Annotated in this window: 10 protein-coding genes; 9 read left to right on the top strand and 1 reads right to left on the bottom strand. The window is 74.7% G+C overall.

The genetic code is table 11. From position 1 onward, the window contains the following. Nucleotides 1-160: 160 nt before the first annotated feature. From MLV88_RS09670 to clpA, 5 genes are all read left to right on the top strand, one after another. On the top strand, nucleotides 161-1,030 hold the full coding sequence (locus tag MLV88_RS09670; RefSeq protein ID WP_242334273.1) for a sigma-70 family RNA polymerase sigma factor: 870 nt from the start codon (nucleotides 161-163) through the stop codon (nucleotides 1,028-1,030). Nucleotides 1,031-1,125: 95 nt separating this feature from the next. Further along, a complete protein-coding gene (locus MLV88_RS09665; RefSeq protein ID WP_242334270.1) occupies nucleotides 1,126-1,770 on the top strand; it encodes a hypothetical protein in 645 nt (214 codons plus the stop codon). Nucleotides 1,771-1,859: 89 nt separating this feature from the next. Next, complete coding sequence (aat, locus tag MLV88_RS09660; RefSeq protein WP_242334267.1) at nucleotides 1,860-2,567, top strand: leucyl/phenylalanyl-tRNA--protein transferase; 708 nt, start codon at nucleotides 1,860-1,862, stop codon at nucleotides 2,565-2,567. A 257-nt stretch (nucleotides 2,568-2,824) separates the two neighbouring features. Then, a complete protein-coding gene (locus MLV88_RS09655) occupies nucleotides 2,825-3,151 on the top strand; it encodes an ATP-dependent Clp protease adaptor ClpS (RefSeq protein ID WP_242334264.1) in 327 nt (108 codons plus the stop codon). 10 nt (nucleotides 3,152-3,161) lie between these two features. After that, on the top strand, nucleotides 3,162-5,450 hold the full coding sequence (gene clpA, locus MLV88_RS09650) for an ATP-dependent Clp protease ATP-binding subunit ClpA (RefSeq protein ID WP_243337351.1): 2,289 nt from the start codon (nucleotides 3,162-3,164) through the stop codon (nucleotides 5,448-5,450). 21 nt (nucleotides 5,451-5,471) lie between these two features. On the opposite strand, the gene MLV88_RS09645 is transcribed toward clpA, so the two are convergent. After that, nucleotides 5,472-7,334, bottom strand: coding sequence for a methyl-accepting chemotaxis protein (locus MLV88_RS09645; protein WP_243337350.1), 1,863 nt, complete (start codon nucleotides 7,332-7,334; stop codon nucleotides 5,472-5,474). Nucleotides 7,335-7,576: 242 nt separating this feature from the next. Here MLV88_RS09645 and hrpB point away from each other — a divergent pair, with 242 nt between their 5' ends. From hrpB to MLV88_RS09625, 4 genes are all read left to right on the top strand, one after another. Then, entirely contained in the window at nucleotides 7,577-10,180 is a 2,604-nt protein-coding gene (gene hrpB, locus MLV88_RS09640) for an ATP-dependent helicase HrpB (protein ID WP_243337348.1), read from the top strand. Nucleotides 10,181-10,266: 86 nt separating this feature from the next. After that, a complete protein-coding gene (gene ligD, locus MLV88_RS09635) occupies nucleotides 10,267-11,379 on the top strand; it encodes a non-homologous end-joining DNA ligase (RefSeq protein WP_242334253.1) in 1,113 nt (370 codons plus the stop codon). 9 nt (nucleotides 11,380-11,388) lie between these two features. Next, nucleotides 11,389-12,135 (top strand): DUF72 domain-containing protein, encoded by a 747-nt coding sequence (locus tag MLV88_RS09630; protein ID WP_242334250.1) that lies wholly within the window; start codon nucleotides 11,389-11,391, stop codon nucleotides 12,133-12,135. Between the two features lie 186 nt (nucleotides 12,136-12,321). After that, nucleotides 12,322-12,840, top strand: a complete 519-nt coding sequence (locus MLV88_RS09625; RefSeq protein ID WP_242352602.1) for an SgcJ/EcaC family oxidoreductase — start codon at nucleotides 12,322-12,324, stop codon at nucleotides 12,838-12,840. Nucleotides 12,841-12,876 lie beyond the last annotated feature (36 nt).

The following is a 12,876-nucleotide window of genomic DNA, read 5'->3' as shown; positions in this document are numbered from 1 at the left end:
CCGCGCGGGACGCGCCGCACCCGCCGGTGCGCGGGCCGTTCCGTGCGGGAGGGACGACGCCCGCTGCCGCCGCCGCGGCGGGCTGCAGGGAGCGGACGGAGGCCGCAGCGACGACGCGGTGCTTGTTCCATCGACCGCTCCGAGTTACGACCCACCCCTCATGGACCCCAAGGACACCGAGCTGCTCGAGCGCGCCCGCGAGGGCGACCGCCGGGCGCTGGAGGCGCTCCTGTCACGGCATCAACGGAGCGTGTATCGCTTCGGGCTGAAGATGTGCCGTGACGAGGAGGACGCAAAGGACGTCTTGCAGGAGACCCTCCTTGCGGTCGCACGAAACGTGAAGGACTTCCGCGGCGCGTCCTCCGTCTCGACCTGGCTCTATACGATCGCGCGGAGCTTCTGCATCAAGAAGCGGCGGCGCTCGAAGTTCGCGCCGGAGCAGGAGGAGTCGCTCGAGGCGCGCGTCTCCGGGGAGGCGGCGCGCCAGGTGGTGGACCCGACGCGCCCGCCCGACGACGCGCTCGCGGGCCGGCAGATCGAGGCCGCGCTCGAGCAGGCCATCGCCGCGCTCGACCCCATGTACCGTGAGGTCCTCGTGCTCCGCGACGTCGAGGGGCTCACCGCCCCCGAGGTCGCCGAGGTCATGGGGCTCAGCGTGGAGGCGGTGAAGAGCCGCCTGCACCGCGCGCGGGTCGCGGTGCGCGAGGCCGTCGCGCCGCTGCTCGGGATCCCCGGCGCCGCCGCCCCGCCCGCCGCGGCAGGCAGGGCCGCCCCCGGCGAGCCCGCCGCGGAGCCCTGCCCGGACATCGTGGAGCTCTTCTCGAAGCACCTCGAGGGCGAGATCAGCGCCACGCTCTGCGCCGACATGGAGCGCCACCTCGCCCGCTGCCCGAGCTGCGACGCGCGCTGCCAGTCGCTCCAGCGGACGCTCGCGCTCTGCAAGGCCGCGCCGCACCCGGAGGTCCCCGCGGCCGTGCAGGCGTCCGTCCGGTCGGCGCTCGAGGAGTTTCTCTCGCTGCAGCGCCCGTGATCCGCCGCGTCCGGGGCGCGGCGGATGCGCTCGCGGACCCTGCGGTTTGCCGCCCTCCCCTCCTCACCCCATCTTTGGGGTCGGGAGGTGAGGGGATGCTCGACAAGGGGACACTCTTCGCGGCGGCGCTCGCCGTCGCGAGCCCGGCGCTCGCTCAGTCCGGGACGACGTACCAGCAGCCGTACACGCCGCCGCAGCAGCAGACGCAGCCGCAGCAGCCGCCGGCGCAGCAGCCGGCCCCGCCGCCCGCCCAGCAACCCGCGACCGGCGGAACCGCGGCGCCGGGGGGCGCCTCGCAGCAGGTGGTGGTGAACCCGCCGAGCGGGCAGTCGGGCGGGACGACCACCACGGTGACGCCGCCCCCGCCGCCGACCTCGACGACGGTGGTGACGCCGCCGGCCTCGCAGCCCGCGACCGAGGTCATCGTGGAGCGGCGCGAGCGGCCGAACCCGATGGCCACGGTCGCCACCGACGCGGCCTACGGCGGCGTCGCAGGCCTCCTCGTCGGCACGGGCGTGTCGCTCGTGAACGAGTGGGACAACTGGCAGCGCGACATGATGATCGGCGCGGGCGTGGGGCTGCTCGTCGGCGCGGCGGTGGGCGCCGTCCACGCGACGTACGACGCGCGCGAGGCGGACCGGCGCGAGCGGCGCGTCGCCGTGCGCGACGGCCTCGGCTCGACCGATCGCGACCCGGTCCTCGAGGCGCCGACCTACGTCGGCTGGGCGGGTCACTTCTAGGCGATAGCGAAGTAGGTGCCGGGGGGACGCGCGTAGGCGTCCCCCCGGCACGGCTGTCCGCGGGGCCCGCCTCGCACTACACTCGCGCCGTGTCGATCTACCGGCTCTCGCGCGAGGTCGCGTTCCCGGATCCGGAGCTCGCCGAGCCCGACGGGCTGCTGGCGGTCGGCGGCGACCTCTCGGCGGAGCGGCTCCTCACCGCCTACGCCACGGGCATCTTCCCGTGGTACGGCGACGACACGCCCATCCTCTGGTGGTCGCCCGACCCGCGTCTCGTGCTGGAGCCGGAGTGGCTGCACGTCTCCGCCTCGCTCGCGCGCACCCTGCGCCGCGGCCGCTACCGCGTCACGGCCGACCGCGCCTTCGAGGACGTGATCCGGCGCTGCGCCGCGCGCGAGCGGCCCGGGCAGTCCGGGACCTGGATCGTGCCGGAGATGGTCGAGGCCTACGTGCGCCTCCACCGGCTCGGCTTCGCCCATTCGTTCGAGGCGTGGGAGGGCGACGGGCTCGCGGGCGGGCTCTACGGCGTCTCGCTGGGCGCGGCCTTCTTCGGCGAGTCGATGTTCGCCGATCGGCCGGACGCCTCGAAGGTCGCGTTCGTCCGCTCGATCGAGTGGCTCGCGTCGTGGGGCGTGCGGCTCGTCGACTGCCAGGTGCGCACCGAGCACCTCTCGCGCTTCGGCGCGCGAGAGATCCCGCGCGCGGACTTCCTCGCGCGGCTGGCGCGGGCGCTCGAGAAGCCCACCCTGCGCGGGCGATGGGATCTCGAGGCGGCCGCTGGAACCGTCGGCTCGTGAGCGCGGGCCCGCCGCCCCCTATGCGAGCCCCTGATTCCGGAATGCCCGCCAGCCCCTCGGCCCGGCAAGCGTCCGGCCCGTCGCGCCCACGTGGCGCCGCCGCTCCCCTGCCCCTCCCCTCCCCGGAGCGCCCCCTGCGGGGGCGGAGCACCCCCGTGCCGCAGCGCGCGGAGCACGGGAACCGCGCGGCCGCGGGCCCTCCGCCGCGCGCGGTGGGCCCGCGCGGCGGGGAGGCCGTACGCTTAGAATGTGAGGCCATGGCAGAGCGGTCCCGCCCCGGGGGCGACACGGACGTCGTCGTCCCCCGGACGAAGGCGGAGAAGGAGACGAAGCGGCCGTCCCTGTACCGGGTACTCCTGCACAACGACGACTACACCACGCAGGAGTTCGTGGACTGGGTGCTCGTGACGGTGTTCCACCACGATCCCGAGAGCGCGCACCGCATCATGCTGAACGTTCACATGCACGGGGTGGGCGTCGCCGGTATCTATCCATTCGAGATCGCCGAGACGAAGGCGGAGAAGACGATGGAGCTCGCGCGCGAGGCGGAGTACCCGCTCCTCGTGACGGTCGAGCCGGAGTAGCGGAGCAGGCATGGTGACGGTGTCGAAGGAGCTGCAGCAGACGCTTCAGGCCGCGGTCGCGGAGGCGCGACGGAGACGCCACGAGTACGTGACGCTCGAGCACCTCCTGCACGCGATGACGCGCGACAAGGTGGCCTCCGAGGTGCTGCTCGCCTGCGGCGCCGACCTGAAGCTCCTCGAGCGCGAGCTCGAGGAGTACCTCGATCGCACGCTGGAGTCGCTCGGGACGTCGCAGGATCCCGAGCAGACCGCGGCGTTCCAGCGGGTCCTGCAGCGGGCGGCCTGGCACGTGCAGGGCTCCGGGCGCACCGAGCTCAACGCGGGCGACGTGCTCGTGGCGATCACGCGAGAGCGCGGCTCGCACGCGGTCTACCTCCTCGAGAAGCAGGGCGTCCGGCGCCTCGACATCCTCCAGTACATCTCGCACGGCATCGGCAAGGAGGGCGGCGGCGACGACGAGCCGCAGGACGAGGGGGGCGAGGAGTCCGGCGCGCCCCGCACGGTGAAGGATCCGTTCAAGACCTTCACGGTGAACCTCGTCGAGCGCGCGGCGCAGGGGCTCATCGACCCGCTCATCGGTCGCGACTCGGAGATCGAGCGCACCATCCAGGTCCTCTGCCGCCGGCGCAAGAACAACCCGGTGTTCGTGGGCGAGCCGGGCGTGGGCAAGACGGCGATCGTGGAGGGGCTCGCGCTCCGCATCCACGAGAAGAAGGTCCCGTCCGTCCTCGAGAAGGCGGCGATCTACTCGCTCGACATGGGCGCCCTCCTCGCGGGCACCAAGTTCCGCGGCGAGTTCGAGCAGCGGCTGAAGGGCGTCATCGCCGGCGTGAAGAAGACGCCGAACGCGATCCTGTTCATCGACGAGATCCACACCATCGTCGGCGCGGGCGCGACCACCGGCTCGTCCATGGACGCGTCGAACCTCCTGAAGCCCGCGCTCGCCTCCGGCGAGCTGCGCTGCATCGGCTCGACCACCTTCCACGACTACAAGCAGACGTTCGACCGCGACCACGCCCTCGCGCGGCGCTTCCAGAAGATCGAGATCTACGAGCCGAGCGTCGACGACACGATCCGCATCCTCAAGGGCCTGAAGAAGGTCTACGAGGAGCACCACGGCGTCGTGTTCACCCCCCGCTCCCTCCGCGCGGCGGCCGAGCTCTCGGCCAAGCACATCAACGACCGGCAGCTCCCGGACAAGGCCATCGACGTCCTCGACGAGGCCGGCGCGCGCGACCGGATGCGCGCGGAGGCGCGCCGTCGCCACCGCGTCACCGCCCGCGACGTGGAGCGGGTGGTCGCGAAGATCGCCAAGATCCCCGAGCGCACCGTGTCGGCGGACGACGAGACGCAGCTGCGCAACCTGGAGCCCGAGCTCAAGAAGGTCATCTACGGGCAGGACCCGGCGGTGGAGGCGATCGTCTCCGCCATCAAGCTGTCGCGCTCCGGGCTCGGCGCCCCCGAGCGGCCCATCGGCAACTTCCTCTTCTCCGGCCCGACCGGCGTCGGGAAGACCGAGCTCGCGAAGCAGCTCGCGCGGATCCTCGGCGTCGAGTTCCTGCGCTTCGACATGACGGAGTACCAGGAGAAGCACACCGTCTCCCGGCTCATCGGCGCGCCCCCCGGCTACGTCGGGTTCGACCAGGGCGGGCTCCTCACCGACGCGATCCGCAAGACGCCGTACGCGGTCCTGCTCCTCGACGAGATCGAGAAGGCTCACCCGGACATCTACAACCTGCTCCTGCAGGTGATGGATCACGCGACGCTCACCGACAACAACGGCCGCAAGGCCGACTTCCGGCACGTCATCCTCGTGATGACGACGAACGCGGGGGCACAGGAGCTCTCGGCCCGGCGCGTCGGGTTCGGCTCGGACCTGTCGGAGCCCGGCAACGCGCGGAACGCGATCGAGCGGACCTTCAGCCCGGAGTTCCGCAACCGCCTCGACGCGTGGGTGGCGTTCGACTCCCTGCCGGCGGAGGTGATCGCCCGCGTCGTCGACAAGATGGTGAAGGAGCTCGAGGCGCAGCTCGCCGAGCGCAAGGTGCACGTCGAGCTGAGCCTCGAGGGCCGCGCCTGGCTCGCGGAGCACGGCTTCGACCGCAAGATGGGCGCGCGGCCGATGGCCCGGCTCATCCAGAACGAGGTCAAGAAGCCGCTCGCCGAGAAGATCCTGTTCGGCGAGCTCCACGACGGCGGCACCGTCCGCGTGGAGGTGGAGCCGGACGGCTCGAAGCTCCGCCTCGTGGTGAATGCGGCGGTGCCGGCCCCGCGGGTGCCGGAGCCCGAGCCCGCCTGACCGCGCCGTCCGGCGCTTCGCTCAGGCGGCGCGGCGAGGCGCCGGCCGCGCTGCGGGCTCCTCGCCCGCCGAGCCCAGCCGGAAGAACGCGATCGCCGCCTGCAGCTCGTCGGCGCGGCGCTCCAGGTCCTGCGCGGTGGCCTCGATCTCCTGGGCCGCGCCCGCGGTGTGCTGGACGCCGGAGCTCAGCCCCTGCACGGCCCCGCTGATCTGCGCGGCGCCCGTCGCGAGCGCGCGCGTCGCAGCGGCCATGTCACGGACCTGCTCGGCGCTCTTGCGGATGTCCGCCACGAGCCGGCCGAGCACCGCCCCCGCCCGCTCCGCGACCGCCACCGTCGAGTCCGAGAGCTCGCCGATCTCCTGCGCCGCGCCGCGGCTCCGCTCGGCGAGGGAGCGCACCTCGGAGGCCACCACCGCGAATCCCCTGCCGTGCTCGCCGGCGCGGGCGGCCTCGATGGCGGCGTTCAGCGCGAGGAGGTTCGTCTGGTAGGCGATCTCCTCCACGATCCCGGTCTTCTCCGCGATCTGCCGCATGGCGGCCACGGCCTCGGTGACGGCGCGTCCGCCCTCCTCCGCCGACGCAGCCGACGCGAGCGCCGAGCGCTCCGCCGCGTCGGCGTCCCGCGCGGTGGCGACGATCGTCGCCGAGATCTCCTCGACGCTGGCCGCCGCCTCCTCCGCCGCGGCGGCCTGCTCGGAGGTCGTCCGGGCGATGAGCTCCGCGCCCCCCCGCAGCTTCTCGCTGCCCGACGCCACGCCGTCCGCCGCGTCGCGGACCTGCCCGACCGCGCCGCGCAGCTGGCCGACGGTGTCGCGCATGGCCGAGAGCACCTGCCCCGCCTCGTCCAGGGCGCGCGCCTCGATCCGGATCGAGAGGTCGCCCGCGGCCATCCGGGCGGACGCGGCGGCCGCCTCGCGCAGCGCGAACAGGCTGCGCCGCAGCGAGCCGTACAGCAGCGCCCCGGCGACCACCATCATCGCGGCGATGAGGGCCATCGTCGTCCAGCCGTCGCGCACCGACGCGGCGTGGAGCGCGGTCGCGTCGCGGAAGAAGAAGAGGACCCCGGCGACCTCCCCGCTCGCGTCCCGCAGCGGACCGATCCCGGCCACGTACCACGCGTCGCCGCGCCGGAAGAGCCGCGCGACCGGGGCCTCGAGCCCGCCGGCGAGCCCCACCGCGCCGCCGAGCTCGTGCGCGAGCGCCCGGTCGGTCGCCTCGAGCAGCTGGAACTCGCCGACGACCTCCTTCGTCGGCTCCGCCCCCTTGGCGCGCAGGTAGTCGGTGCGCAGGAACAGCGCGGCGTCCTCGCCGGTGACCGCCTTCGTCTGGGCGAAGAGGTGGTCGATCTCCTCGGCCACCTCGAGGTACCCGAGCGGCGCGCCGCCGAGCGACACCGGCCGGACGCTCCGCAGCGAGAAGAAGTTCTTGCCGAGCTCGATGCCGTGCGCGTTCCGGCCGGTCTTCGCGGCGGCGAGGAAGGTCGCGCGCTTGAGGACGTCGTCCCGCTGCTCGGGCTTGTGGGCGCGCAGGAAGACGCGCCCGTCCGGATCGATGAAGTACATGTGCGTGATCGCGTTCGTCGCCTTCAGCTCGGCGAACAGCGGGGCGGCCGCGGCGAGGAGCCCGTCGCGATCGTGGGTGGCGAACGGCGCGAGGAGGCGCTCCTGGTGCGCGAGCACGGTGAGCGCGCGCGAGAGCCCCTCCGCGTCGGCGGCGACCGCGGCGTCGAACGCCGCCACGTCGGCCAGCATCTCTCCGGAGGCGGCGTCGAGGAGCTGGCGCTCCCGCGCCGATCGCGTGACGAGGGCGGCGAGGGCGATGGTGAGAGAGAGCACCGCGGCGAGCGAGACGAGGAACCTGTTCCTGAGCGATGCGGTGCGCACGGCGAGCGACCTCCAGTTGGGGGCGCACCGAGTTTCGCATCCCGGAGGGGGTGTGCAAACTCCGATCGGCCCCCGTCGGCGAGCGACATGGCCGCGACCCGGGATTTGCCTGTAGAGCCGATATCGCTCGCATGTGCGTTGACGTAGGGTGAACGAACCCTCGGCCCCGACTCGCCCCGCCACCCCCCCCCGATCCCGGGCGCAGTCGCGTCGGCCCCTTCCCTCGGGTACAACCCCCGCGCGTGCAGCGGCTCCCCATCGACGACATCCTGGCGGACGCGGTCGCGGCGCTCCGCGCCGGGCCGTCCCTCGTCATCGAGGCGCCGCCGGGCGCGGGCAAGACGACCCGGGTCCCCCCCGCGATCCACGCCGCCGGGCTCGCGGGCAAGGGCGAGGTCGTGGTGCTCGAGCCGCGGCGGCTCGCGGCGCGGCTCGCGGCACGGCGGGTCGCGGAGGAGCGGGGCGAGCGCGCCGGCGAGACGGTCGGCTACCAGGTGCGGTTCGAGGAGGTGGCGGGCCCGAGCACGCGCATCCGCTTCGTGACCGAGGGGCTCCTCACGCGCCGGCTCCTCGCCGAGCCGTCGCTGCCCGGCGTCGGGGTGGTGGTCCTCGACGAGCTCCACGAGCGTCATCTCCAGGGCGACCTCGCGCTCGCCCTGCTCCGCCGCCTGCAGCGGACCTCGCGGCCCGATCTGAAGCTCGTCGCGATGTCGGCGACGCTCGACGCCGGACCGGTGGCCCGGTTCCTGGGCGCCGCCTCGCTCCGCTCGGAGGGCCGGCGCTTCGAGGTCGCCGTCGAGTACCTCTCCCCCGAGGAGGCGGCCCGGCCGGACGTCCGGCTCGAGGACGCGGTCGCGCGCGCCGTGCGCCGGCTTCACCGCGAGGGGATCGACGGCGACGTGCTCGTCTTCCTCCCGGGGGCCGCGGAGATCCGGCGGGCGCGGGAGGCGCTCGCGGCGTGGGCAGCGACCGCGGAGGTGGACCTCCTGCCCTTGCACGGCGATCTGCCGCCCGAGGAGCAGGACCGGGCCGTGCGGCCCGGGCCGCGCCGGAAGGTGATCCTCTCGACGAACGTCGCCGAGACCTCCGTCACCCTGGAAGGAGTGGTGGCCGTGGTGGACTCGGGGCTCGCGCGCGTCGCGTCGCACTCCCCGTGGTCGGGGCTCCCGACCCTCGAGCTCCGCAAGATCAGCCGGGCCTCCGCCGCACAGCGCGCCGGCCGCGCCGGCCGCACCCGGCCCGGGCGCGCGCTCCGCCTCTACACGCGCCACGATCACGACGCCCGCCCCGGGTTCGAGGTGCCGGAGATCCTCCGCGAGGACCTGTCGGAGACGCTCCTCGCCCTGGCCGCCCTCGACGCCGCCGAGGGGCTCGAGTGGTTCGAGCCGCCGCCTCCGGCCGCGTGGGAGGCCGCGCGCGGGCTGCTCGTCCGGCTGGGCGCCATCGACCCGCGCGGCGCCATCTCCGAGGCCGGTCGGCGCATGCTCCGCCTGCCCGTCCACCCCCGCCAGGCGCGGCTCGCGATCGAGGCGGCCGCGCGCGGCGCCCCCGACGCCGGCGCGCTCCTCGCCGCCCTCCTGGGCGAGCGCGACGTGCGCGATCGCCGCGCGCTCGCGGGCGGAGCGCTCCCGCCGACCGGCCCTTCCGACCTGCTCGAGCTCGCGCAGGCGTTCGAGGAGGCCGCGCGCGCGCGCTTCGCGCCGGAGCGGCTCCGGCGCATGGGGCTCGAGCCGGGCGCGGTGCAGGCCGTCGAGCGGAGCCGGAGGCAGCTGCAGCGGCTGCTGAGGTCGATCGGGCCGCCCTCGACGTCGTCCCCGTCCCCGGCCGCGCCCTCCTCCCCGCTCGCCGGCACCACCTCCGAGGAGCACGCGCTGCTCCTCGCCACCCTCGCCGCCTATCCGGATCGCGTCGCGCGGCGGCGCGCGCCGGGGTCGGACGAGGTGGTCCTCGTCGGCGGTGGCAGCGCGCGGCTCGACCCCGCGAGCGTGGTGCGCGAGGCGCCGCTCCTCGTGGCGGTCGACGCGGAGGAGCGCCGCGGCGATCGCCGCCCGCCGGGCGCCCGCGCCGCCGAGGCGCGGGTGCGCGTCGCGAGCGCCGTGACCGACGAGATGCTGCTCGATCTGTTCCCTGCGGCGCTCCGCTACGAGGACGCCGTCGGATGGAACGGCGCCGCCGAGCGTGTGGAGGCGACCGAGCGGCTCGTGTACGAGGACCTGGTGCTGGAGGAGGTCCGCGCGCCGAAGGCGGATCCGGAGAAGGTCGCCGCGCTCCTCGCCGAGGAGGCGCTGGCCCGCGGGCCGAGCGCGTTCGCGCCGGAGGGCGCCGTGGACCGGCTCGTCGCGCGCCTCGCCTTCGCGGCGCGGCACGCGCCGGACGCGGGCCTCTCGCCGCCCTCCGACGAGGAGCTCGCCGCGGCGCTCCGCGACCTGTGCGCCGGGCGGCGGAGCTTCGCGGAGCTGCGCGAGGCGGACCTGCCCGGCGCGATCCTCGCCCGCCAGGACCCGAGGGCCCGCGCCGCGCTGGAGCGGCTCGCGCCCGAGCGGCTGACGCTGCCCGGCGGGCGCAGCACCCGCGTCCACTACGAGGCCGGCAAGCCGCCCTGGATCGAGAGCCGCCTGCAGGACTTCTTCGGCCTCGCGCAGGGCCCGGCGCTCGCCGGCGGGAAGGTGCCGCTCGTCCTGCATCTGCTCGCCCCGAACCAGCGCGCCGTGCAGGTGACGACCGACCTCGCCGGCTTCTGGGAGCGGCATTACCCGTCGATCCGACGCGAGCTCGCCCGGCGCTACCCGCGCCACGCGTGGCCGGAGGATCCGCGCCACGCCTCGCCGCCGCCGGCGCGGAGGTAGCGGGCGCCTCGAGCGCGGCCTCGGCGGGCGGCGGGCGGAACCTCCGGGGCTTGGCCGGGCCTCCTCGCGTTGCGAGCTTCGGATCCGTGGCCTCACGCACGAAGGTCCAGCCTTATCGCGCACAGCTCGCGCAGCTCGTGGACGAGGCGCCCGAGGGCGCCGCCTGGGTCCACGAGATCAAGTACGACGGCTACCGGATCGGCTGCGCGATCGAGGACGGCGCCGTCACGCTCTGGAGCCGCAACGGCAAGGACTGGACGGCCCAGTTCCCGGAGGTCGCCGCCGCCGCGCGGAAGCTGAAGGTCCGCTCGGCGCTCCTCGACGGGGAGGTCGCCGCCGTACTGCCCGACGGGCGCACGAGCTTCCAGGCGCTGCAGAACGCCTTCGGCGCGGGGCGGCGCGAGCTCCTCTACTTCGTCTTCGACCTCCTCCACCTCGATGGGCAGGATCTGGCCGAGCGCCCGCTCCTCGAGCGCAAGGCCGTCCTCGCGCGGCTCGTCGGCGAGGGCGCCGGGATCATCCGCTACGCACAGCATTTCTCCGGGAGCGGCCGCGACGTCCACCGGGAGGCGTGCCGGCTCGGCCTCGAGGGCATCGTCTCCAAGCGGATCGACCGCCCCTACCGTCCCGGGAGGAACGCCACCTGGGTCAAGGCGAAGTGCGTGCTCCGGCAGGAGCTCGTCGTCGGCGGCTTCACCGATCCCGAGGGGGCGGCCCGCGACGCCATCGGCGCGCTGCTCGTCGGCTACCCGGAGGGCGGCGCGCTGCGCTTCGCCGGGAAGGTCGGGACGGGGTGGACGAACGAGGGCGCCCGCGCCCTGCGGGAGCGGCTCGCGCCGCTCTCACGGAAGGAGTCCCCGTTCACGCCGCCGCCCGCCGGCGGGCTGGGCCGCAGCGCGCACTGGGTCCGGCCCGAGCTCGTCTGCGAGGTCGCGTTCACCGAGTGGACGCACGACGGCAAGATCCGCCACCCGTCGTTCCAGGGGCTCCGGGAGGACAAGCGACCGGAGGACGTCGTGCGCGAGCGGCCGGGGGCGACCCCGACCTCGTCCCCGAACGATTCCCCCACCGCGAGCTCGACCCCTGGCCGCTCGGCCTCCTCGACCCGAAAGTCGACCCCGGGCCCGCGCCGGCGCCGGCGCTCGACCGGCCCGCGAGCGACTCCCGCCGGGCGTTCCCGAATCGAGCGCCGCCGTTAGATTGCCGACATGGGACGCGTCCGCGTCGGCACGAGCGGGTACCAGTATCGCCACTGGCGCGGCGTCCTCTATCCGGAGGGGCTGCCCCAGCGCGAGTGGCTCCCGCACTACGCCCGGTTCTTCGACACGGTCGAGATGAACGCGACGTTCTACCGGCTCCCGACGCCGGAGGCGGTCGAGCGGTGGCGCTCGGTGGTGCCGCGCGGGTTCACCTTCGCGGTGAAGGGCAGCCGCTACCTCACGCACCTCAAGCGGCTGCTCGACGCCGAGACCGGGCTGGAGCGCTTCTACGCGCCGGTGTCGCGGTTCGGCCGGAAGCTCGGGCCGGTGCTCTGGCAGCTTCCCCCGCACATGAAGCCCGACCTTCCCCGCCTCGATCGGTTCCTCGGACGGGTCCCCGCCGGCCCCCACGTCGTCGAGTTCCGGAACGAGGGCTGGTACTCGGAGGAGACGTGTGACGTGCTCGATCGTCACGGCGCCGCCTTCTGCGAGCACGACCAGATCAGGCGCCCGCCCCCCCGCCTCACGGGACGCTTCCGCTACGTGCGCTTCCACGGCACGACCGGGCGCTACTCGGGGCGATACGGGGTGGAGGCGCTCCGGCCGTTCGCGGCCGAGCTCCTCGCGTGGACGGAGAGCGGCGGCGACGCGTTCGTCTACTTCAACAACGACCTCGGCGGGCACGCCGTGCACGACGCCCTCACGCTCCTCGCCCTCGTGGGCGAGGAGCGCCCGGCGCTCGGCGCGTCGCCGTGACGCCCGTGCCCGGCGCGAGCCCCCGCCCCGGCGCCGAGCCGCCCGCTCGCCCGCAGCACGTGCGAACGCAGCGCGGCGTGCTCCCCCACGCGTGAGCGGGCGCGCGAGCGCGCCCGCGATATGGCTGCGACCATCCGGCACGCCGTCACGCACCGTGTGCCAGGGAGGTTCACCATGAGGAAGCGGATGGCAGCCGCCGTACTCTCGCTGGCGATCGCGATCCCCGCAGCGGCGGAGGGCGAGCGAGCCGCCGCGGCGCCGGATCTCGAGAAGCGCGTGGGGGAGCTCGAGGCGGCGTTCAACGCCCACGACGCGAACGCCCTGGCCGCGTTCTTCGCGCCGGACGGCACCTTCGTCAACCCGCGCGGTCAGCGCGCGTTCGGGCGGGAACAGGTGCTCGAGCGGTTCCGCGAGGATCTCGCCGGGCCGCTCAAGGGCTCGAAGCACCGCATCCGCATCGAGCGCGTCCGGACGCTCGGAGAGGCCGTGCTGCTCGACCTCGATCAGGACGTCACGGGGCCGAACCTCCCGGCCGCCGCTCCCCGTCCCGCCCACCCCCACGCCTCCGTCCTCATGAAGAAGGACGACTCCGGGCAGTGGATGGTGCTCGACGCGCGCGTCTACTTCTTCCTGCCCGGCGGACGACCCGGCGCCGCGCCCCCGGCCGCCCGCGGCGGTGCGAGAACGGGAGCCGGGCAGCGCTGAGCACGGCGGGCGATCCTCGCCCCTCTCGAGGGCTCC

The sequence above is a fragment of the Anaeromyxobacter soli genome (assembly GCF_022808855.1).
Lineage (GTDB): Bacteria > Myxococcota > Myxococcia > Myxococcales > Anaeromyxobacteraceae > Anaeromyxobacter > Anaeromyxobacter soli.
This window is presented reverse-complemented; position numbering and strand designations above follow the sequence as displayed.